Source organism: Nocardiopsis lambiniae (assembly GCF_031845465.1).
Taxonomy (GTDB): Bacteria; Actinomycetota; Actinomycetes; order Streptosporangiales; family Streptosporangiaceae; genus Nocardiopsis; species Nocardiopsis lambiniae.
Genome location: NZ_JAVREP010000012.1, coordinates 134,914 through 157,472 on the forward strand (window position 1 = coordinate 134,914; position 22,559 = coordinate 157,472).

Below are 22,559 nucleotides of genomic sequence, written 5' to 3' on the forward strand. Positions count from 1 at the left end.
TTTTTTGAGGTACCCGATTCCGAACTCTGCGCGGGATATCGATGAATCCGCAGGCCATCGGGCATGAGCGGCAGTCCGGGTGCTCGACCTTCTTGCAAACGATTGCGCTAACCCCCCTTGACGTGGAAAGCGCTTTCTCTACTCTCGGGTAAAAGCACGTCAATGCTCATGCTCTGTTACGAAGGGTTGAAGATGAGAAGAACGACCGGGCGTCGACTCGTGTCGACGCTCGCCACCGCGGCCCTGGTGGCGGCCTGCCTCACCCTGCCGATGTCCCAGGCATCGGCCCAGGCCGGCGCCACGGGGTACGCGACCCAGAACGGCGGGACCACCGGCGGCGCGGGCGGACAGACGGTACGGGCCACGACCGGGACCCAGATCCACGAGGCCCTGTGCAGTCGGCCCAGCACCGGCACCCCGATCATCATCCAGGTGGAAGGGACCATCGACCACGGCAACACCTCCAAGGTGTCGGGCCCCGGCTGCGACACCGCCGACGACGTGATCGAGCTCAAGAGGATCAGCAACGTCACGCTCGTCGGGACCGGCGGTGGAGCCGTGTTCGATCAGCTGGGCATCCACATCCGTGAGTCCCACAACATCATCATCCAGAACGTGACCGTCCGGAACGTCAAGAAGTCCGGCTCGCCCACGTCCAACGGCGGTGACGCCATCGGGATGGAGAGCGACGTCCGCAACGTCTGGGTCGACCACGTCACCCTGGAGGCGTCGGGCGGGGAGGACGAGGGTTACGACGCCCTCTTCGACCTGAAGAACAACACCCGGTACGTCACCCTCTCCTACAGCGTCCTGCGCAACTCCGGCCGCGGCGGCCTGGTCGGGTCCAGCGAGAGCGACCTCTCGAACGGCTACGTCACCTACCACCACAACCTGTACGAGAACATCGACTCGCGCGTCCCCCTGCTGCGCGGCGGCGTGGGGCACATGTACAACAACCACTACGTGGGGCTGCACAAGTCCGGGATCAACTCCCGGGCCGGGGCCCGAGCGAAGGTGGAGAACAACTACTTCAAGGACTCCAAGGACGTTTTGGGCACCTTCTACACCAACGAGAGGGGCTCCTGGCAGGTCAACGGCAACATCTTCGACAACGTGACCTGGTCCGCCGAAGGCGACCAGAACTACCCGGCCGGACCCGACCCGCGGTCCACCACGTCGGTGAGCATTCCGTACTCCTACGAGCTCGACGACGCCGGCTGCGTGCCGGAGGTGCTGGAGCAGACCGCGGGCGCGGGCAAGGGCAACCGGATCTCGGACGGTGACTGCGAAGCGCAGAACCCGGTCGACCCCGACCCGACCGACCCGGACCCGACCGACCCGGACCCGGTCGACCCGGACCCGACCGATCCCCCCAACGGGACCAACCTCAGCATCGGCGCCGGTGCCGACGGCTCCAGCAAGGCCGGCGGGACCAGCTACGGGAACGTGATCGACGGCGACACGGGCACCTACTGGTCGCCGAGCGGCTCGACCGGTCGCATCTCGGTCAAGTGGGGCTCCGACACCACGGTGTCCTCGATCAACATCCGTGAGGCGGCCGGGGCCGAAGGCAACATCGGCTCCTGGCGTGTCGTCGACAACGACACCGGAACCGTCCTGGCGACCGGCAGCGGAGCCGGGGTCATCGGCTTCGACCCGACGACGCTGCGCAAGATCAACTTCGAGATCACCGGCTCGAACGGCACGCCGCGCGTCGCCGAGTTCGAGACCTACGCCGACGCGCCGACGGGCGGGGGAGATGACACCCCGCCGCCGGACGGTGGCGGTGACACCCCCCTGCCTTCGGGCGACGAGCTCTTCGTGGCTCCTGACGGCGACGACGGCGCCTCCGGCACCGAGTCCGACCCGACGACGCTCACCTCGGCGATCGACCGGATCGAGCCCGGCGGATCGATCTACGTGCGCGGCGGTACCTACGACCTCTCCGAGACGGTTCACATCGAGCCGGGGAACGACGGCCTGCCGAACGACCGCAACGAGCTGTTCGCCTACCCCGGCGAGACCCCCGTGCTGAACTTCTCGGCCCAGAGCGAGGACCCGGCCAACAGGGGACTCGCCATCGGCGGCGACCGGTGGCACGTCAAGGGCATCGTCGTCGAGCGCGCCGGCGACAACGGGATCCTGCTGGGCGGCCACGACAACGTCATCGAGCGGGTGACCACCCGGTACAACCGCGACACCGGACTGCAACTGTCGCGGTACACCGCCGGGGCCCCCAGGGCGGAGTGGCCCTCGAACAACCTGATCGTCAGCTCGGTCTCGCACGACAACGCCGACTCCGGCGGTGAGAACGCCGACGGGTTCGCCCCGAAGCTCACCGTCGGGGACGGGAACGTGTTCCGCTACACCGTGGCGTACAACAACATCGACGACGGCTACGACCTGTACACCAAGTCGGACACAGGCCCGATCGGCGAGGTCACCATCGAACACTCGCTGGCGTTCGGCAACGGCTCGCTCTCGGACGGCTCCCAGCACCCGGACGGCGACCGCAACGGGTTCAAGCTCGGCGGTGCGGGCATCGAGGTGGACCACGACATCCACCACAACATCGCCTTCGAGAACGGCAAGCACGGGTTCACCTACAACTCGAACCCCGGCACCATGACGGTCTCGAACAACCTGAGCATCGGCAACGAGGAACGCAACTTCCAGTTCGACGGTGGCGACTCGGTGTTCCGCGACAACACCTCGTGCGACAGCGGCTCCACCGACCGGTACAGGGGGGACGCCGATGGCTCGAACCAGTTCTGGAACGGTTCCAACGGTTCCCGCTGCTCTCCGTACTCCGGATCCCTGGACTGGAGCTTCGACTCCGACGGCCGACTCGTGGTGACCATCGGCGGCACCCGGGTCGACCTGTGACCGATCCGGTCGGCTCCCGTACCGGAGCCGACCGGATACCGGCCGACCCGTCCGAACGAACCGGACGGGTCGGCCGTTCTCTTGAAGCCGGGCCTGCCCGCGGGTGAAGTCCGACGACACCGCGAGTGGGCCGAGATCACCGCAGACCACCTCACCCGGCTGATCGAGGATCCCCACGCGGCCCAGGCGACCCTGGCCGCGATCGACGACCCCGGCCTGGCCGAGGTCCTGGCCCGGCCGATCCCGCTGCGCGCCGCCACCGACCGGCCCTCGGGTTCCAGGGTCCGTCTCAGCGCCCCACCTCGGGGGAGCGCGACGGACCTCCGGATCCGGGGCCGCCCGGTCCGCCGGGTGCGGTCCGGTTCGCCGCGCCGAGTTCCACGAGGGTCCGCCAGCCGATGTCCGCGACGGTCTCCTCGGGGACCGTGGCGAGGAAGGCCGCCTTGACGAGGCCGATTCCCAGGGCGCGTGCCGCGGTGGCCTCGTCGACACCGCCGTAGGCCTCGTGGGCGGCGGGCATGTCGGCGGCCGAGAACAGCAGCCTCAGGAAACCGAGGTCCACCGCCGGGTCTCCTCGGGCGATGTCCGACCAGTCGATGATGCCGCCGAACGCGCCGTTCCGGGAGATCACGTTGAACGGGTGCAGGTCGGCGTGGATCCAGACGCGCGGGGCCTCGTCGGGAACCGCGAGCGCCCGGTTCCAGAGGGCGGCCACGGCGTCCCGGTCCAACGTCAGACCACGGGCGGCGCCCGAGGACGGCAGCCGTGGAAGGGCGTCGCGCAGGATCGGCTCACGCTCGGCGAGCCGCACGCTCTGCTCGGAGTTGAACGGGGCGTCGGCGGGGGCCGGCCGGTGGATCTCGGCCAGTGCCCGGCCCACCTCCGGTGCGGCCGAGCCGGCCAGGGGGCGGTCGGCGGCGAGTTCGCCCGGCAACCAGGACGTGACCGCCCAGCACCAGGGAAAACCCGCCCCGGGGACGCCCGAACGCACGATCCGCTGTGTGGGGAACGTCCAGCGGTCGCTGAGCGCTCCGACCCAGCGCAGCTCCGACTCCAGCGAGCCGGCCGCGCCGCGGTGACGGGGCAGCCGGACCGCGAGGTCCTCCCCGAGGCGGAACATCGCCATGTCGAAGCCTTCGAGGGGCTCGGCGATCTCCCGGTCCGCCAGGTCCGGGTGCTGATCGGCGAGCAGCGTGCGCACGAGTCCGCGTGAGAACACGACCTCGGCGGGGGGCGGGACGGTCATCATGGGGCGATCGTACGCGGACGCCCGGTCGCTGCTTCTCGACGAGCGCGCCCGGTTCCCCCACGGTCCGCGCGTGCGCACGGTAGGGCTCGTCGGCGCCGCGGTCGTGCCCGGGAAGTCGGCGAACCGGGTCCTTCCGGCGGATCCGGCCCGGTTCCCCCGGTCGCCTCGGCACCCGCCGTTCCCGGGACGACGCCGTCCTCCGCGATCCCGGATCGCGGAGGACGGCGTCGGGCGGGGGCCGGGACCCGGACCGACCGACGGCGTCCGACCCTGTGCGAGGGCCCTCGGTCCGCTCACCGGGTCGTTCCGCCACCACTCCGGGTCAGTCCACGATCACCCAGGTGCCCCTGCGGTGGTTCCGGGCCCTGCCATCGGGGTCGTAGCCTCCCTCGACGTTGCCGGCGATGTCCACCGCGAACCAGTGGACGGTCGTCGTCTCCTCGATCCGCAGGGTCTCCAGGCCCCCGCGCACACCGGTCGGTTCCAGCCTGGGGGAGTCGAAGTCCGGACGGCTGCCGTCGAGGGTGTAGTGGATCTCGGCGGGCTCGTTGGTCTCGAAGACGACCTCCACCGGTCCGGTGTGCTCGCCCGGGCGCGGAGAGACGCCCGAACGCGGTCGGAACCGGTCCTTCTGATGGGCCAGGGCCACTTCCAGCATGGTGTACATCCCGTTGGCGTACTCCATGCCCTGGGCGTGCGCCTCCTCCCACGGAGGTTGGAACCCCGCCTGGCCCAGCTCGAAGTTCCAGGCGAAGATCCCGTTCTCGTACCAGAGGTGGTCACCGGAGTTGCCCGCCGCGGAGTACAGCACGTCGATGATCGGACCGGTGCGGGCCGGGGTCACCACGGTGCCGCGGTACTCCTTGATCGCGCCCAGGATGTGCGCCGACGACTCCCAGAAGTAGGCCTCCTCCATCGCCGTCGGCCGGGGGGTGGGGACGCGTCCGTCGGCGATGTAGGCGCCCGGGGACCACATGAAGTAGTCGCCCGAGGAGTGGATGTTCATCGAGAAGCCGATGTTGTCGTGGGTGTCGACCAGCCACACCAGGTTCTTGTTCTCCGGCTGCGACAGCGGCCCCAGTTCCTCGGGGCCGGCGAACGTGCCTCCGGTGCAGGTGAAGGAGGCCCCGGCGTAGCCGTCCCACAGGGTGTAGGCGCCGTAGTTGCGGTTGTTGTCCACACCCCACTGCGCCCCCTGGGCCACGGCCCACTGGTCGCGGGCACCGCCGGTGCCGCAGTAGTTGGTCATGTTCTTGCGGTGCAGCGGCACGTCGTAGAAGGAGTAGTTGGCGCCGTCCGGGTTGAACGAGGGCATCAGGAAGATGTCCAACTCGTCCACCAGTTCGGTGGTGGTGTCGTGGACGCCGTAGTTGCGCACCAGGCGCTCGGCGGTCTCGATGGTCACCAACGGGGTCTGCCATTCCCGGGCGTGTTCCTGGGCGTAACCCAGCACGCCGGTCTTGGAGCCGTCCCGCGTGGAACCGATGCGCAGTGCGTAGACCGGCGCCGGCTCGCGGGACACCTCGTCGGGCGCGTTGAGGAAGTCGTCGGCCCGCACCCGCTCGGCCCGCACCACCCCGTTTCCGGCGTTGCCCCGGAAGGTGAAGGCGCGGACCAGGTCACCGGCCTCGGCGTTGACCGCGTCCACGACCTCCGCCGCGGTCGTGGTGATCGCACCGCCGCCGTCGGTGGCCAGGGCGACGGTGATCTCGTCCCCCTCGACGTCGACCGACAACCCGGAGTCGGGAGCGGAGGGGGCGACCAGGTCCACGACGATGTCGTTCCCGCCCTCGTGGCCGTGGACGAGCGACTCCACGACGACACCGCGGTCGGCGTTCTGGCCGTTGACGCCCACTCCGAGGATCGCCTGGGCGTGGCGGCGGTAGCCGTTGGTCCGGTGGGGCAGTTCGACGACCTCGGCGATGTCCGGGTACTCGTCGGCGATCTGGTGGATCCGGTCGTAGAGTTCGTCCGGTGTCATGTAGGCGTTGAGGAAGTCGGTGTAGGGCAGCGGATCCCCGGGTCCACGGGGGTCCGGCAGCCATTCGGTGACCTCCGCGACGGCGGTGCCGCCGTGCGGGCCGGTGACCCGGATACGCTCGGGCCGCTCCTCCACCGCGGCTTGGCCGCGGTGGTACATGTACACCCCGACGTCGACGAAGCGGTTCAGGGTCTGGGTGCCGCCGTCACCGATCTCGGTGCCGGGCCCGGCGTCGCGTTCCACGGTCAGCCGGGAGTTCTCGATCGGTCCGAAGTCGGAGTGGACCTCCACGGACAGGAAGTCGCCGTTACGGCCCTCGAAGTAGTCCGCCCGCAGGATCCTGAGGTTCTCGGTGTCGGCCAGGGTCCTCGCCGTGCCCTCGGGTTCGTTCTCCGCCCGCAGCCGTTCGATGGCCGCCTCACGTTCGTCGAGGCGCTCCTCCGCGTCGGACTCGGTGTAGAGCACCTCGCCGAAGGTGAACCCGGAGTCGTTGTAGACGTCCAGGTCGAAGGGGCCGATCACGGCCTGGGCGACGAACCCGTGCTCGCCCGCCGGGTCCAGCCGGGTGATGTCACCGCCCAGCTCCACGAGCCGGTCGAGTTCGTCGCGGTCGTCCAGGAAGACCTCCACCACCGACGGCTCGTCCAGCTCCAGCGTCGTCGCGCCGGGCTCGGCCGTCGCGGGCACCGCGGTCGGCAGCAGCAGCGCGAGGGTCGCCCCGACGACGAGTCCGGCGTGACGCGCACGCCGAGACCCGCTCCATGTCATGTGTCCCATCCCGGTCCTTCTCGCTCAGCGCGGAGCGGGCGGGTGGCCCGTCGTCCGCGACAAGTGGCGCCACCGCCGTTCGGGCGGGGGCGGGTGGGCACGATCGAGCCGGCCGCGGGGCCACGGGACAGCACTCACACCGTCGTCGAGGGATCGACCTGCGCAGTGATGGGTGGTGGGGGCCGGGGGGAGGGAAGGGGGCGCGGGGGAAGTGCCTGGGTGGACGGCGCGGCCGCCGTCACGCACCCGAATCTGGCTGTCGGTCCGAGGCTGTCGTGACGCCGGGGTCGCGTCAAGGCCGGTAAAGCGAAAAATCGAGGGGGGACCCGCCGGGGGTCCGGGCCGGCCCGTCGGCCGGAGAGTTCGATTCCGCGTCGTCGCGGACCGAGGGGCCCTGAACGGGGCGGAACGGAGAAGGACGGGTGGCCGCGGCAGGGCAGGCGTGGGGCCGAGCCCCGCCGTTGCCCGACCGGGAGCGGGGATCTCGACGCCGGGCGCGGGTCCGGGTTCCGCGTCCTCCGAGGGGCCGCAAGGGCCTCCTCCACGCCCGGGGAGGGACACCCCCGGGTGCCGATCACCATAGGTGGATCGACCTGTTGACACGTCACCCCGTTGTCACCCACGGCTCCCCGGCATACCTTCGCGTGGCGACCCGCCACCCGCTGCCCCGCCCCGCCCCGCCATGAGGAGGGCCCTTCGTGACCACCCACGCGCACCGTCTGGGAACGGTTCTGGCACTGACCGCCGCCGGAACGCTCCTGGCCTCCACCGTCTCCGCCGCGCCCTCCGGACCCGAGGGAGCGATCCCGGTCCCCGTTCCGGAGGTCCAGGGCCCGCTTCCGGGCGGTCTCCCCGGTGACCCGATGGCGGACGACATCGAGGACACCTATCCCTTCTTCGCCACGACCGAGGACCTCGACTCCCACGGTTACGTGGAGGAGGAGTTCCTCGTCTCCGGAACCGCGAACCGTTACTCCGAGGGCGAGGTGCTCTCGTCCCACCCCTACAGGACACGGCTCCTGGTCCGCCGCCCCGCCGAACAGCGTGACTCCAACGGCACGGTCCTGGCCGAGTGGCAGAACGTCACGGCCGGGAACGACCTCGACGCCCTGTGGGGACCGAGCGCGGAGCACATCATGCGCTCGGGGTACACGTGGGTGGGGGTCTCCGCACAGCACGTGGGGGTGTCACAGCTGACGGGGTGGAGTCCGGCCCGCTACGGCGACCTGGACGTCACGGACGGCGGCGCGGTCGGTGACGACCAGCTCTCCTACGACGTCTTCTCCCAGGCCGCACAGGCGGTGCGCGCCGGGGAACTCACGGGCGGACTCGAACACGACCGGATCCTGGCGATCGGCGCGTCCCAGTCGGCGCAGCGCATGACGGTCTACTACGAGCGGGTACTGCCGCTGATCGAACCGGTCTTCGACGGCTACGCCTTCATGGTGGGGAACGCTCCCTCCTCCCCGGACCGCCCGGAACCGGTCTTCCAGGTGCTGTCGGAGACCGACGTGGCCCGCATCCCCGTGGCGGAGGACACCGCCACCTTCCGGCGCTGGGAGGTGGCCGGCACCTCGCACTCGGCATGGGCCGGTCGGATGGCCCGCGTCGACCAGGAGGAGCGCGACCTGGGCGGACAGGCGGAGTACGACTGCGCGGAACCGCCGTTCAGCCGGGTGCCGCTGCACCACGTCTTCAACGCCTCCTACGACCACCTGGACGCGTGGGCGCGGGGGAGGGGACGGCCTCCGGGGGCGGACCCGATCGAGCGGACCGCGCTCGGACGGATCGCCCGCGACGACGACGGGTTCGCGCTCGGGGGCATCCGCCTCTCCCAGGTGGAGGTGCCGCGTGCGCTCAACACCGGGAGCAACGCCCCGCTGGACGCCGAGAGCTACTTCTGTGTGCTGTTCGGCTCCCACCGGCCCTTCGACGAGGCGGAACTCGCCGAGCGCTACCCGAGCCACGGCCGCTACGCGTCGGCGGTGAACCGTGTGGAGAGCGAGAACCTGCGCCGGGGTCACATCACCCGGGAGGACTCCCGGGAGAACCGGCGGGAGGCCGCCCGCCCCTGAACCACGGCGGCGGGCCCCGACCCCCGGGACCCGCCGCCGTGACCGCGCGGCACTTCGCCCCGCCGAGCGACGGCTCGACGGGGCGAGGCGATCAGGGACCGGAGTCGACCGACGGCACCGGAGGTCCGCCGGGTCCCCTCCGTCGGTCCTGGATCAGCGCTTCAGGCCGTTCTCGATGGCCTCGATGATCCGGGGCCGCAGTTCGGCGGCGCGGATGATCGCGTCCACCGAGCCGACCTCGACCGCGCGCTGGATGCTGTGCACCCGGTCGAACTCCGCGGCGACCTCGCCGAGCTTCTCGGCGCGCACCGAGGAACGGACCTCGGCGAGCCGGTTGGTCAGCGCCGCCCGCTCCGCGCCGCTGGTCTCGGCGATCCGATCCTGGAGCCCGGTGACCCGCGGGTCGGCCGCGGTCCGGCTGTTCACCTCACCGGCGAACACCACGGCCGCCGCCGGGGCGCCGCCGAGCACCGAGGCGAACGAGCCCTCCAGCGCCAGCACCGTCATGTTCGGGTTGAGCGCCTTGGAGAAGACCACGAACGCGCCGCCGTGGTACCGGGAGATCACGCAGAACACGATCGGTCCCCGGAAGTTCACGATCGCCCGGCCGATCTCCGCGCCGTACTCCAGCTGGAGCTTGCGCATCGATTCCGGAGAGCCGTCGAACCCGGACAGGTTCGCCAGCACGACCAGCGGCCGGTTGCCGGAGGCCGCGTTGATCGCCCGCGCGGTCTTCTTCGACGACCGCGGGAACAGCGTGCCCGCGGTGTAGGTGTCCGGGCCGTCGGTGGGCGGGAAGCCGCGCCGGGCCACCGACCGCGACTCGATGCCCACCAGGCAGACCGGCCGTCCGCCGATGTGGACGTCCTGGACCACCGAGGTGTCGGCGTCGGCCATGCCCGCCCACCGCTCCAGCACCGCGTGGTCCTGGTCGGACAGGGCGCGCATCACGGTCCGGATGTCGAACGCCTTCTTGCGGTCCGGGTTGTGCTCGGCGGAGAAGATCTCGCCGACGGTGGCGAAGTCGCTGCCGGCGAACGTGTGCGGGAACGTCGACACGTCGCGGTCGACCGGGTCGTCGGTGACCGCCGCGCGCGGGCCCTCCTCACCGGGCATCACGTACGTGTGGTCGTAGTGCGCCATGAGCACGTCGCGGGCGCCCGCCAGGTCGGGCGCCCAGTACTGCGCCTGGCCGTTGGGGCCCATGACCCGGTCGTAGCCGCCGATGCCGAAGTTGTCCTCGGCCGACACACCACCGGAGAAGTCCAGCGACTGCTTGCCCGTGAGCACCATGGCCGAGTCCGGCGTCATCACCAGGATGCCCTTGGTGTGCATGAGCATCGTGGCCTCGGCGTTCCAGTACGGCTGGGCGCCGACGGTGATCCCGGCGACGACGATGTTGATCTCGCCGCCGTCCTGGGTGAACTCCACGATCCGCTTGAGCGCGGCTGCGACCCAGTCCATGTTCTCCGTGCCGGAGGTCATGGAGATCCGGGCACCCGCCGAGAGCGCGAACCACTCCAGCGGCACCCCCATCCGCTCGGCCAGGTCCAGGGCCGCGATCACCCGGGCGCATTCCGGTTCCGACAGCGCGCCCAGCGCCTTGGTGGGGTCGCCGAGCAGCACCACGCGGGTGACGCCCTCGGGGTGGCGCACGGTCGGCGTGGTGACGACGCCGGCCACCACCGCCGCGGTGTTCTCGCCCTTGGGCCGGTCCACCGGCACCAGCGTGCCCGTCTCGTCGAGGTCGTGTTCGACGAAGGAGCCCTCCGGTCCGGTGAGCATGCCGGTCAGCTCGTACGGGAAGACGTTCCCGCGCCGGGCCGCCCGCAGCACCTTCTGGCGGTAGTCGTCCAGCGGCGGGACCGGCTCGGTCGAGGGCTTGTCGACGTGGACCTGCGCCCCCTTGCCCGGTTCGAGGGCGATGCGCACGGCGACCTCGGTGAGTTCGCCCTCCTCGGTGCGCTGGCGGGCCACGAACTGGACCTCCTCCAGCCCGGCACCGGCGGTCGTCGGCAGGATGCGCTCGACGAGCATGTCGAGTTCGTCGAGGGTCAGCTCCGTCGACGGCCACACGTACATGAGGATGCGGTTGGTGTCGAACCGTTTGTGGGGCGGTCGCTGCGCCTGGATGTTGCGGATCGCGTCCAGGCACGCGTTGACGATGTCCTCCACGGCGGGCAGCGCGATGAGGCGGCCCTCGGCGTCGCGCAGCGGGGTGAGGTCGCGGACCTGGCCCATCGCGATGAGCCGTTCGTCGGCCGGGTTGGCGCGCGCCACGGCCTTGAACAGATAGATCTCCTCGTCCACCGACGCCAGTCGGGTGAGGTCGAACTCCCGGAGCCGCTGCAACTGGAGGCGCTGGGCGATCTGCGGGTGCAGGCCGCGGATGAGCCGGTCCTCGACGAGACCGTCCCCCTCGGGACGGAAGGTGAAGTGGTGGTGCATCATCGCGCCGTCGGCCCCGGCCACGGTGGCGGTGATCCGGCGGACCGCCGAGGGCAGCGGCCGTGCCGCGAGGATCTCGCCGAGCCGCTGGGCGATCGCCTCGGCGTCCGGCCGTCCCTCCCAGGTGACGTACAGGTCGGCGACCAGGTGGTGCTCGGGCACGTCGGCGGCCAGCGTCCAGACGGCCTCGACGGCGTCGGGCAGGCCGGCGATGTCGACGGCGGCGGCGACCACCCGGGAGGTGCCCCGCGCGTCGGTGTGGTCGGCGGTGACCAGGCGACATCCGGCGATGTCGCGCGCGGTGACACCGGACAGCCGGCGGTTGCCGTAGTAGCGGCGGGTCAGCACCTCCAGCAGCGGGGCGTTGTCCAGGCCGGGACGGCCGATCCGGGTCCTGATGAGCCGGACGAGGGGCTCGGAGCAGGCCACCATGCTCCGGATGCGCTCGGCGCGGTCCGGGGCGTGGGGGTCGCGGTCCAGGTGACGCAGGTCGTCGCGCACGGCGGCGTAGACCTTGGCCCGGTTGCGGCGCAGCAGGGGCTGGGTGAACCAGCGGAACACCACGCCCCGGGTGAGGTCGGACACCGCGGGGAAGCGCACCTGCGTGGCCTGGACCAGGTGCTCCAGGGTGAGACCGGCGCGCTCGGTGAGCGCCCCGACCGGCGGTGCGCCGGCCAGCCAGGCGCGCAGCAGGTCCGAGACCACCGTGACGTGGGCGGCCACCGACTGCTGGGCGAGGAAGATCCGGAAGACCGCGTCCTCCAGCTCCGGCGTGCGGTCCAGCCCGGTGACGCCGTAGTGGGCGAGCACCCGGGTGAGTTTGGCCTGGAAGGCCTCGGAGACACCGGCGCGTTCGACGTCCAGGCTCTGGAGGTAGCTGTGGAAGTACTCGCGGGGGCTGTGCACCTGACCGTCCGAGGCGGCCTCGGGGGCGTCGCCGGGCTTGTTGCGGCTCAGCTCCGCCAGATCGGCGAAGACGGTCAGCAGCTCCAGTTCGCCCTCGACCGGCCGGTCGCCCAGTTCGGCGCGCGCGGCCAGGTAGGAGGAGAACACCCGTCGGCGTTCCCCGGGGCCGAAGTCGTAGCCGAGCACGAGGGCCCGCAGGTCCCGCAGGCCGCGGGCGGCGCGCTCGCCGGCGGAGACGCCGGACTCCTTCGGCAGGTCGATCTCGACGACCGCGGTCGCGGACTCGGCCTCTCCCGCGTCCTCGTCGGCCAGCGGCTCCAGGCGCATCAGCGGCGCGCCGGTCTCCACCTGGGCGCCCACCGACACGGGGCACTCCCGGACCCGGGCGCGGAACGGCGCGCGCAGCACCGTCTCCATCTTCATGCTCTCCAGCACCAGGATCGGGGCGTCCGCCTCGACCTCGTCGCCGACCGCCAGCGGCGTCGCGACCACCAGGGCGGGCGCGGGGGAGCGGACGACGCCGCCCTCGTCCCGGCTGATCCGGTGCGGGACACCGTCGATCTCGACCAGGTGGACCGGGCCGTGCACGGCCGACACCATCCGGAACCGGCGGCCGTTGACGGTGATGTGGCCGCTGTGCGCGTCGAACCGCTCCACCTCGACGTCGGCCGGGTGGACGTCGCCGCCCCCGGAGACGCCGACGCGGAACCGGTCGGGGCCGACCCGGGCCACGCTCACCCGGTAGCCGACACCGCGCAGTTTGAGGTCCAGCGGGCGGTCCGGGTCGTGCTGCACCTGCGGGCGACCGCCGTGCGCGGTGGACAGCAGCCGTCGGCGGTCGACCTCCTCCGCCTCCCGGTAGGACTCGATCGCGGCCGCGGCCAGGGCGATCGCCGAGTGCCGGTGGTCGATCAGGTGGCCTTCGGCGCGCATGCGGTCGATCCAGCCGGTGTCGGCGCTCGCGCCGATCACCTCGGGCCGTCCCAGCAGGTCGAGCACGAAGCCCTTGTTGGTGGCGCCGCCCTCGATGATCACCGTGGTCTCGGCCATCGCACGGCGCAGCCGGGCCAGGGCCTGTTCGCGGTCGCGGCCGTAGGCGATGATCTTCGCGATCATCGAGTCGAAGTCCGCGGGGATCTCGTCGCCCTCGCGCACACCGGTGTCCACCCGGATGCCGGGGCCGACGGGGAAGCGCAGGTGGGCGATGCGTCCCGGGGCGGGGGCGAAGTCGCGGTCGGGGTCCTCGGCGTTGAGCCGGGCCTCGACGGCGTGGCCGAGCTCCTCGGGCTGCTCGCCTTCGAGTCGTCCGCCGGCGGCCACGTGCAGCTGCAAACGGACCAGGTCGGTCCCGGTGGTGACCTCGGTGATGGGGTGCTCGACCTGGAGGCGGGTGTTGACCTCCAAGAATGCGAAGAGCCTCTCACCGGGGTGATAGAGGAACTCGACGGTGCAGGCACCGCGGTAGCCGACGGCGACGGCGAGCCGTTCGGCCGACGTCTTCAGGTCGGCGATCTGCTCGGGCGCCAGGACGGGGGAGGCGGATTCCTCGATGATCTTCTGGTTGCGCCGCTGCACCGAGCAGTCGCGGACGCCCAGCGCCCACGCGGTGCCCTGGCCGTCGGCGATGACCTGGACCTCGACGTGTCGGGCGCCGGTGACCAGGCGTTCGAGGAAGACCACACCGGAGCCGAAGGCGCGCAGCGCCTCCTGGCTGGTGCGCTCGTAGGCCTCGGCCAGGTCCTCGCCCGAGGAGACCTTGCGGATGCCGCGCCCGCCGCCGCCCGCGGTCGCCTTGAGCATCAGCGGGTAGCCGATCTCGTCGCCGGCGCGCAGCGCCTCCTCCAGGGTGGCGACCTCACCGCGGCTCCACGGAGCGACCGGGACGCCGACCTCCTCGGCGATCAGCTTCGCGCCGATCTTGTCGCCGAGCCGGCGCATCGCCTCCGCGCTCGGCCCGATGAAGGTGACGCCGATCTTCTCGCACAGCTCGGCGAACGCCGGGTCCTCCGCGACGAAACCCCAGCCGACCCAGGCCGCGTCGGCCCCGGTCTCCACCAGCGCCCGCTCCAGGACGGCGTGGTCCAGGTAGGGGCGGGCCGAGGCCGGTCCCAGCGAGTAGGTGACGTCCGCTTCACGGACGAAGGTGGCGTTGCGGTCCGCGTCGGTGTAGAGGGCGACCGTTTCGATCCGGATCCCCGTTTCCGCGGAAAGTTCCCGAACCGCGTGGATGAGCCGCATGGCGGCCTCTCCACGATTGACGATGGCTACACGACCGAACACCGGCCGACCTCCCCGGGCTGTCTACGACGGAAGGCGACCTCCGAGGTGTCGGAGGTCGCCTCTTCCTGCTTCCACCTACTACTGTGCTCGATCATCCACCGGCACACCAATGTCCCGAACCGCCCACACCTGGAGCGGGACCTTGTGGGAACCCCACAAAAGGCACTCGATCCCCACCGGGCGCCCCTTTTTCCGCGTGACCGTTCTCACCCGTTCGTGGCATTTCGTGTCCCTATCGAGACTCTCGGTCGTGCGGCCGATCGGTGACGTGCCGGCGGGCCGGGGAACGCGGAGCGGCCGTACGCGGCACCGCCGGGGTCGCCGGCGTGTTCGGCGCTTCGCGCGGCCCCCGACGGCCGTCGACCCGGGCCGAACACCGCCGGGCGGGCGTGCGGTCTTCCGATCACCGTCGATCGTAGGCCGCACGCCCCACTCGGGAGGTTCAGCGGGGCACGTCCCCGCGCGCCGCGATGACCGCCCGGCCCCGCTCGGATTCGGGGAAGCGCTCGATCATGGCGCGCAGCTCCTCGGCGCCCACGTTGGCTCCGAAGGGTTCGGTGCCCGGTTCCAGGCGCACGCCCGCGGCCAGCGGACCGGCCACGACCGGATCGAATCCCAGCGCGTCCACGATGGACCCCACCAGGGCCAGGTCACCGCTGTCGTCGCCGGCGATCGCGATCGCCCTGCGCCCCGGCGCGCCGGCCGGGCGGGCCTCGTCCTCCAGGTCGTGGTAGCCCATGTGGTTGAACGCCTTGACGACACGGGCCCCGGCCAGGAACCCCTGGACGATCTCGCTGGAGGAGGTGCGCGGATCCACGAGGTCCTCCCGGGGGCCGTCCACCTCCCACCAGTGGTTCATCGCGTCGATGACCGTTTTCCCGGTCAGCGCCCCGGCGGGGATCGTGCGGTACCCGCCCAGCGGCAGCGCCAGCACGACCACGTCGGCCTTGGTCGCCACCTCCTCTCCGGTCATCGCCTCGGCGCCCGGGGCGAGCACCGACACCGTCAGCTCGATCTCGGCGGGATCGCCGGAACCGGCGATCAGCACCCGGTGCCCGGCCGCCAGCGCCAGCCGGGCCAGCACCGTGCCGACCTTGCCCGCGCCCAGGACGCCCAGGACCGGAGCGGTCCTCTGCTCCACCTCGCTCAACTCCCTTCCGCCTCTCGGCCCGCGAGGATGTCACGGACCATCGGGATCACCCGGGTCCCGTACAGTTCGACGGCGCGCATGCGGTCCGGTACCGGGATCGCCCCGTTGGAGTAGATGAGGTCGAACCGGCCCACACCCAGGGCCCCGATGGCCCCGGCCATCTTGCGGGCGACCGTCTCGGGGGAGCCGACGTACATCGACCCGTGGGCGATCTCGTTCTCGAACTGCTCCTTGCGCATCGGTCCCCAGCCCCGCTCGGCGCCGATCCGGTCGTGGACGACCTTGTAGCGCGGGTAGAAGATCTCCTTCGCCTCCTCGTCGGTATCGGCGATGAACCCGGGGGAGTGCATCCCCACCGGGTGCGCGACCGTGCCGAACTGCGCGGCGGCCCGCTCGTACAGCTCGATGTAGGGGCCGAACCGCTCGGGGGAGCCGCCGATGATGGCCAGCATCAGGGGCAGTCCGTGGCGCGCGGTGCGCACGACCGACTGGGGGGACCCGCCGACCCCGACCCATGTGGTCAGCCGGCCCGATTCGGTCTTGGGGAAGACGTCGGCGTCCTTCAACGGCGCTCGGACGGTCCCGCTCCAGGTCACCGGAGCCTCGTCGAGCAGCTTGACGAAGAGGTCGATCTTCTCCTCGAACAGCACGTCGTAGTCGCGCAGGTCGTGGCCGAACAGCGGGAAGGACTCGGTGAACGAGCCGCGCCCCAGGATGACCTCCGCACGTCCGTTGGAAAGCGCGTCCAGGGTCGCGAAGCGCTGGAAGACCCGTACCGGATCGTCGGAGCTGAGCACGGTGACCCCCGAACCCAGCCGGATGCGCGAGGTGCGGCCGGCGATGCCGGCCAGGACGGTCTCCGGGGTGGAGATCGCGTACTCGGGCCGATGGTGCTCGCCCAGGGCGATGGCGTCGACGCCGATCTCGTCCGCCAGGACGGCCTCGTCGACGACGCGGCGGATCGCCTCGCCGTGGGAGAGGGGCTTTCCGTCGGCGCCTTCGGGGACGTCGCCGAACGTGTCGAGCCCGAAGAGCAGGTCGGACATGGGTGGCCTCCTTGCCGAGCGGCCCGGACGGGGGTCCGAACCGTGGCGGCCCGGTCGTCCCTCGTGAGGTGCCCGCCGCCAGGTGATTGACGCGTCAATTATGCGATCATATGATTGACATGTCAATTAGGAGGATGGCCATGGCCGACGAAGTGCGCACGCCGCGCAGGGGGCGACGCCTGCCGACACGGGACGAGCTGCGCTCCTGGCGCGCGTTCCTCGAAGCGACGGAGGCCCTGAACGCGGAGATCTCCGCCCGGTTGCAGCGGGACTCCGGCCTCTCCCCGGGCGACTACAAGGTGCTGCTCGCGCTCACCGAGACCGAGGGGGAGCGGATGCGCTCCTCCGAACTGGCCGAGGCGATCGGCTGGGAGCGCAGCCGCCTGTCCCACCACCTGGGGCGCATGGAACGGCGCGGACTCATCCGCCGCGAGGAGTGCGCCCTCGACAACCGCGGTGCCGAGATCGTCCTGGCGAAGGAGGGGGCGACGGCCTTCCACGGCGCGACGGTCCCCCATCTGACCGCCGTCCGCGCACTCTTCATCGACGCCCTCACCCCGGAGCAGGTGCGGGCCGCGGGAGAGATCGCCCGGGCCCTGCGCGCTCACGTGGACGCGGCGCACACCTCCTGAAGGGGCCGGGCCGGGAGGCGCGCGTCCGTCGGAGCCCCGGCCCCGCCACGGTCGGCCGGGCCGGCGCCTCACCCTCGACGTCCACCGACGGCGGCGACCGCCCCGGAGACCACCGGGCCGCCCGGCCGCGACATCGGCGCCGCGACCAACGTCATCCGCACCGGGAGGGTCGGTGCGCTCTCGGCCCCCCGGCGGGTCGGCGCCGCGCCCCGGAACGGTTCCGGCCGCCGGTTCAGTCCGCGGCGTTCAGGCGGGCGCGCTGGTCCTCGGTGAGATCCAGGTCGAGCGCGCCCAGAAGCTCGTCCAGCTGCTCCACCGTGGAGGCGCCCACCAGGGGGACGATCGGCGGTTCGTGGCCCATCTGCCAGGCCAGGACCACCTGGTGGGGGGTGGCCCCGGTCTCCGCGACGACCTCCCCCAGCGCCGCCAGCCGCGCCGTGGTGCCCGGATGGTCGTAGCCGCGGGGCAGGGGCTTGTCATCACGGACGTAGGCGCCGCCGAGCAGCGGTGTGTAGGCGACCAGGGTCAGCCCGGGTTCGGCGCGCATGTAGGTGAGCAGGTCCGGACCGGCTCCACCGATGTCGCCGTCCGGGCAGAGCGGGTCGCCGATGTCGGTGCGCGGCCGCAGGTAACCGTGCTGGTACTGGAGCACCTCGTACCCCGGCAGGCCCGCGGAGGCCGCCAGGGCGCGGGCGCGCTCCACCCGCCAGACGGAGTGGTTGCTCACCCCCAGCAGCCCCACCGAGCCCTCCCTTACCAGGTCCGCGAAGCCCTCGACGGTCTCCTCCAGAGGTACGCCCCGCTGGTCCTCGATGTGCGCGTACAGCAGGTCGACGCGCTCCAGGCCCAGGCGCTCGCGGCTCGCCTCGGCGGCCTCCCGGATGGCCCGGGCGGAGAGCCCCTCGGCGTTGTCGGTGTAACCCGTACCCGGCGCGAGCGGGCGGGCGCCGAGCTTGGTGGCGATGACGAGGTCCTCGCCGACGTCCCGGTCGCGGAGCCAGCGGCCGATCAGTTCCTCGCTCTGCCCTCCCTGACCGCCGTCCGCCCAGAACGCGTAGTTGTTGGAGGTGTCGATGAAGGTGCCCCCGGCCTCGACGTACCGGTCGAGGATCGCGAACGACGTCTTCTCGTCGGTGCGCGTGCCCATGTTCATCGCACCCAGGGCGAGGGCGCTCACCTCGCGCCGGGTGGCGGGGTCGGTACCGATGGTGCGCTGTCGCATGAGGGTTCTCCCGTCCCTGACCCGCGCGGCGCGGGCCTTGGAACAGGAGTCTGCGACCTGGAGCGCGCTCCAGGTCAAGCCCGTGCCCGGAGGGGACCGGCGGACCGGGGCGACCCCGGCCCGCCGGAACCCCGTCCCCGCGCACCGGGCGCGGTCGGCGCGGCGACGCCCACCGCACCACGATCCGAGCGATCCCGCCGCCGGATCGCTTCCCGCGAGGGGCGGGGACCCGTGGCGCGACGGCTCAGTGTTCGCGGGTGTGCGCCAGGACCGCGAGAGGACAGAAGACCGCGACCAGACCGGCCGACCACGCCAGGGTGACGGTGATCGAGGCGCCGGCGGCGGTGCCGGTGAGGAGGGCCCGGCACGCGTCCATCGCGTGCGTCGCCGGGTTGATCCCGGCCCAGGCGCGCAACCACCCCGGCAGGGTGTCCACCGGCGCGGCCAGACTCGTGCCCAGCAGCAGTGGCAGGAACGCGATGAACGCCACCGCCAGGACGGTGCTCTCGTTGCGCACCAGCACGCCCACGAACACCATGACCCAGCTCAGCGCGAATCCGAACCCCATCGCCAGTGCTGCCGCCGCCGCCGCGGAGGCGAGGTCGGTGGTCACCCGGAACCCCATCAGGTATCCGATCGCGAACAGCAGCGCCACCGCCACCGCGTACCGCACCACGTCGGCCAGCACCGATCCCCACAGGGGCGCCGACCGTCCGATGGGCAGGCTGCGGAACCGGTCGAACACGCCCTTCTTCCGGTCGACGTTGATGCTCACGCCGCTGGCGAGCATCCCCGACAGCCCGGCGCCCATCACCAGCACCCCGGGGAACAGGTAGCGCAGGTAATCGCCGGTGGAACCGGACACCGACCCGCCGAACAGGTAGACGAACAGGACCATGAACAGCGCCGGGGTGATCACCCCGTTGACGATCGCCCCGGGGTCGCGGACGGACTTGGCCAGGCCGCGCCGGGCCAGGACCAGGCTGTGCCGGGCCAGGGCGGCGGGCCGTCGGGGCGGGTCGAGGGGGGAGAGGAGGTCGCTCACGTGTCGGACTCCTTGTCGCGGGAGACACCGGTCAGGCTGAAGAACACCTCGTCCAGACTCGGCAGGTGCAGGGAGAACTCGGTCACGGGGACGCCCTCGGCGCGCAGCCCGTCGGCCACCCGCCAGGCGGTGTCGGCGTCGTCCACGGGGACCGACAGGGTGGCGCGCCCCGTCCGTTCCGGGGAGCGTCCGGTCACGGAGGCGAGCACCCGGGCGGTCTCGTCCATGCGCTCGGGGTCGCCCGGGCGCACCGACACGGCCTGGCCGCCGACCACGCGCTTGAGCTCGGCCGGGGTCCCCGCCGCGATCACCCGTCCGTGGTCGATGACGCGGAGGTCGTCGGCGAGCGCGTCGGCCTCCTCCAGGTACTGGGTGGTCAGCAGCACCGACACGCCTTCGGCGGTCGCCTCGCGCACCATCCGCCACAGTTCCTCGCGCCGCCCCGGGTCCAACCCGGTGGTGGGCTCGTCCAGGAACACCACCCGGGGGCGGCCCACCAGGCTCGCGGCCAGGTCCAGACGTCGGCGCATCCCGCCGGAGTAGACCGCGACGGGGCGGTCGGCGTCCTCGGTGAGTCCGAACCGGTCGAGCAGCTCGGCGGCCCGGGCGCGGGCCTCGTTGCGGCGCAGGTCCAGCAGGAGGCCGATCAGCACCAGGTTGCCCCGGCCGCTGAGCTCCTCGTCGACGGTGGCGCTCTGCCCGGCCAGGCCGATGAGCCGACGCACCCGTGCGGCCTCGCGGACCACGTCGAATCCGCCCACGCGGGCGGTCCCCGCGTCGGGGCGGACGAGGGTGGCCAGGATCCGCACGGCGGTGGTCTTGCCCGCGCCGTTGGGGCCGAGCACGGCCAGGACCGTGCCCGGCCGGGCGGACAGGTCCACACCGTCCAAGGCGACGGTCTTCCCGAAGCGTTTGACCAGGCCCTCGGCCTGGAACGCCGGTTGCTCCACGATCCCTCTCCCTCGCATTCAAATGTTCACGACATTCAGATGATGACAGTATCTGAGTGTTCATGGCATCTCAACGTAGGATGGGTGAACCGAGGAGACAGGGGGAGGGACATGGCCCGGCTCACGAGGGCGCGACAACAGGCCCACAACCGGGCGCGCGTGCTGGCCGCGGCCGGGGAGGAGTTCGCCGAACGCGGCTTCCGCGACGCCAAGATCGACCGCATCGCCGAACGCGCCGACCTCACCCGAGGCGCGGTCTACTCCAACTTCCCCGGTAAACGCGCCCTCTACTTCGCGGTCCTCGCCGACGCCGCCGAACGCGCCGACGCCCCCGCGGTCGACCCCGGCACCGACCCGGCCTCCGCCCTGGCGGCCTTCGCCCGCCTCCGGCTCTCCCGGGTTCCGCTCACCGAGGCCGACGACTCCCTCGGAACCGGTGCCGCGCTCACCCCCGAAGTACTGTCCGACGCCCCCGTCAGGCGAGCCTTCGCCCAGCTCACCCGCCTTGACGCGATCCTGCTCGGTCTGGCCCTGGAGGATCTGGCGGGCGACGGCCGACGCCGGGTCCGGCAGGCGCAGGCCGTCCTCACCGTCCTCCACGGCGCCGAGGCGACGGCCGCCACCGCCCCCGGCGTCATCGACCCCTTCACCGTGATCCGCACCTGCGAACACCTCGCCGGACTGGAACTCGACGACACCGACCCGCCCCCGCACCTGGCCCACGTCGGCGCCGCGGTCCGCGTCGACGAGCCCTGGTCGCCGCCGACCGGCGTGGACCTGCTGACCCGGGAACCGGTCGACCCGACCGTCGACGGCGTCGTGGTCGTCCTGGGTCTGGAACGTCTCGAAGCCGTCGAGGACGCGTTGCGGGCCGCCCCCGGCGCGGTCACCGCCGTCATCGTCACCGACGCCCCCGCAGAACGCGGACCCCTGGTCCGGGCGGTCCTCGCCGACCTGCGCCGCTGCCTGTCCAGGGCCTTCCCCGGTCGGCCCCGGGCACGCCTGGTCCTGGACGACGACGGTGCCATCGCCGCCGCGGCCGGCGCGGACTCCGTGGACGACGGCACCGAGTTCGCGCTGCGGATCACCGACGGCAGGGTGAGCGCCCGCTCGACCGAACGCGGCGCCGGATACGCGGTCGCGGACACCGCCCGTCCCCGAACGCCGGGGAGGGCCCGCCGGTGATCCCGCCGCTCCGGAGAGGCGGTGCTCCCGGTCCGGGGGCGGCCCGTCCTCGCGCGCGCAAGCGGGCTCCATCCCTGGTGGGAAGGTCGCTCCCCTACCCGGCGGCCGAGGTCGACCGCCCGAGGGAACCGACCCGGGCCGACCGGGCGGAGGCGGTCCCCGGACCGTCCCCCGACCGTCGTCGGCTGGATTGCGCGGTCCCCGAACCGGGGTAGCGTGGAGGAACGGAGACACTCCCTGGTACGACGGGGTGGGACTCCGCAGCCCGTGAGGAGACGTTCAGTGACACGCACCGGTGCCGGCGGGCCCCTGCTCAAGTGCTCGTTCTGCGGCAAGGACCAGAGTGAGGTCCGCAGGTTGATCGCCGGACCCGGCCACATCTGCATCTGCGATGAGTGTGTCGGCCTGTGCAACGAGATCATGGAGGAAGAGGAGGGCGTCCTCCCCGTCGAGGACTCCTGGGACGCGTTGCCCAAGCCTCGGGAGATCTACGAGTTCCTGGACTCGTACGTGATCGGTCAGGATCAGGCCAAGAAGGCGTTGTCGGTGGCGGTGTACAACCACTACAAGCGGGTGCGTTCGGAGGGTGAGCGTCCCGGTGGTGAGGACGTGGAGATCGCCAAGTCCAACATCTTGTTGTTGGGTCCGACGGGGTCGGGGAAGACGTTGTTGGCGCAGACGTTGGCGCGGATCTTGAACGTGCCGTTCGCGATCGCGGACGCGACGGCGCTGACGG

General features: G+C 71.7%; 13 protein-coding genes. 5 read left to right on the forward strand and 8 right to left on the reverse strand.

The genetic code is table 11. The features are described from left to right. Window positions 1-192: 192 nt before the first annotated feature. Entirely contained in the window at window positions 193-2,886 is a 2,694-nt protein-coding gene (locus tag RM479_RS18575; RefSeq protein ID WP_311512985.1) for a pectate lyase family protein, read from the forward strand. 289 nt (window positions 2,887-3,175) lie between these two features. Here the strand turns inward: RM479_RS18575 and RM479_RS18580 are convergent, their stop codons facing one another. Together RM479_RS18580 and RM479_RS18585 are read right to left on the reverse strand one after the other, a co-directional pair. Further along, window positions 3,176-4,135, reverse strand: coding sequence for a phosphotransferase (locus tag RM479_RS18580; RefSeq protein WP_311512986.1), 960 nt, complete (start codon window positions 4,133-4,135; stop codon window positions 3,176-3,178). A 322-nt stretch (window positions 4,136-4,457) separates the two neighbouring features. Beyond that, window positions 4,458-6,893 carry a M14 family metallopeptidase gene (locus RM479_RS18585; protein ID WP_311512987.1) on the reverse strand — a complete coding sequence of 812 codons (2,436 nt, stop codon included), beginning with the start codon at window positions 6,891-6,893 and terminating at the stop codon, window positions 4,458-4,460. Window positions 6,894-7,582: 689 nt separating this feature from the next. On the opposite strand from RM479_RS18585, the gene RM479_RS18590 reads away from it, so the two are divergent. Further along, window positions 7,583-8,959, forward strand: a complete 1,377-nt coding sequence (locus RM479_RS18590) for an alpha/beta hydrolase domain-containing protein (protein ID WP_311512988.1) — start codon at window positions 7,583-7,585, stop codon at window positions 8,957-8,959. 153 nt (window positions 8,960-9,112) lie between these two features. Here the strand turns inward: RM479_RS18590 and RM479_RS18595 are convergent, their stop codons facing one another. The 3 genes from RM479_RS18595 to RM479_RS18605 all read right to left on the reverse strand — a co-directional run bounded on the left by RM479_RS18595 (window position 9,113) and on the right by RM479_RS18605 (window position 16,789). Then, window positions 9,113-14,593, reverse strand: coding sequence for an ATP-binding protein (locus RM479_RS18595; protein ID WP_311512989.1), 5,481 nt, complete (start codon window positions 14,591-14,593; stop codon window positions 9,113-9,115). 442 nt (window positions 14,594-15,035) lie between these two features. After that, window positions 15,036-15,734, reverse strand: a complete 699-nt coding sequence (locus RM479_RS18600; protein ID WP_311513006.1) for an NADPH-dependent F420 reductase — start codon at window positions 15,732-15,734, stop codon at window positions 15,036-15,038. A 5-nt stretch (window positions 15,735-15,739) separates the two neighbouring features. Next, the gene (locus RM479_RS18605; protein WP_311512990.1) at window positions 15,740-16,789 is read right to left on the reverse strand and encodes an LLM class flavin-dependent oxidoreductase; all 1,050 of its coding nucleotides are present in this window, start codon (window positions 16,787-16,789) and stop codon (window positions 15,740-15,742) included. 140 nt (window positions 16,790-16,929) lie between these two features. Between RM479_RS18605 and RM479_RS18610 the strand changes: the two genes are divergently transcribed. After that, window positions 16,930-17,421, forward strand: a complete 492-nt coding sequence (locus RM479_RS18610; protein WP_311512991.1) for a MarR family winged helix-turn-helix transcriptional regulator — start codon at window positions 16,930-16,932, stop codon at window positions 17,419-17,421. A 232-nt stretch (window positions 17,422-17,653) separates the two neighbouring features. Here the strand turns inward: RM479_RS18610 and RM479_RS18615 are convergent, their stop codons facing one another. The 3 genes from RM479_RS18615 to RM479_RS18625 form a co-directional block, all read right to left on the reverse strand. After that, window positions 17,654-18,643: an aldo/keto reductase gene (locus RM479_RS18615; protein ID WP_311512992.1), complete on the reverse strand. Its 990-nt coding sequence runs from the start codon at window positions 18,641-18,643 to the stop codon at window positions 17,654-17,656. Between the two features lie 244 nt (window positions 18,644-18,887). Next, the gene (locus RM479_RS18620; protein ID WP_311512993.1) at window positions 18,888-19,688 is read right to left on the reverse strand and encodes an ABC transporter permease; all 801 of its coding nucleotides are present in this window, start codon (window positions 19,686-19,688) and stop codon (window positions 18,888-18,890) included. Beyond that, window positions 19,685-20,638 carry an ATP-binding cassette domain-containing protein gene (locus RM479_RS18625; RefSeq protein ID WP_311512994.1) on the reverse strand — a complete coding sequence of 318 codons (954 nt, stop codon included), beginning with the start codon at window positions 20,636-20,638 and terminating at the stop codon, window positions 19,685-19,687. Before RM479_RS18625 ends, RM479_RS18620 begins: the two co-directional genes overlap by 4 nt. Before the next feature lie 111 nt (window positions 20,639-20,749). Here RM479_RS18625 and RM479_RS18630 point away from each other — a divergent pair, with 111 nt between their 5' ends. Then, entirely contained in the window at window positions 20,750-21,823 is a 1,074-nt protein-coding gene (locus tag RM479_RS18630) for a TetR/AcrR family transcriptional regulator (RefSeq protein ID WP_311512995.1), read from the forward strand. 282 nt (window positions 21,824-22,105) lie between these two features. Beyond that, on the forward strand, window positions 22,106-22,559 hold a 454-nt coding region (locus RM479_RS18635; protein WP_311512996.1), incomplete at its 3' end, for a ClpX C4-type zinc finger protein.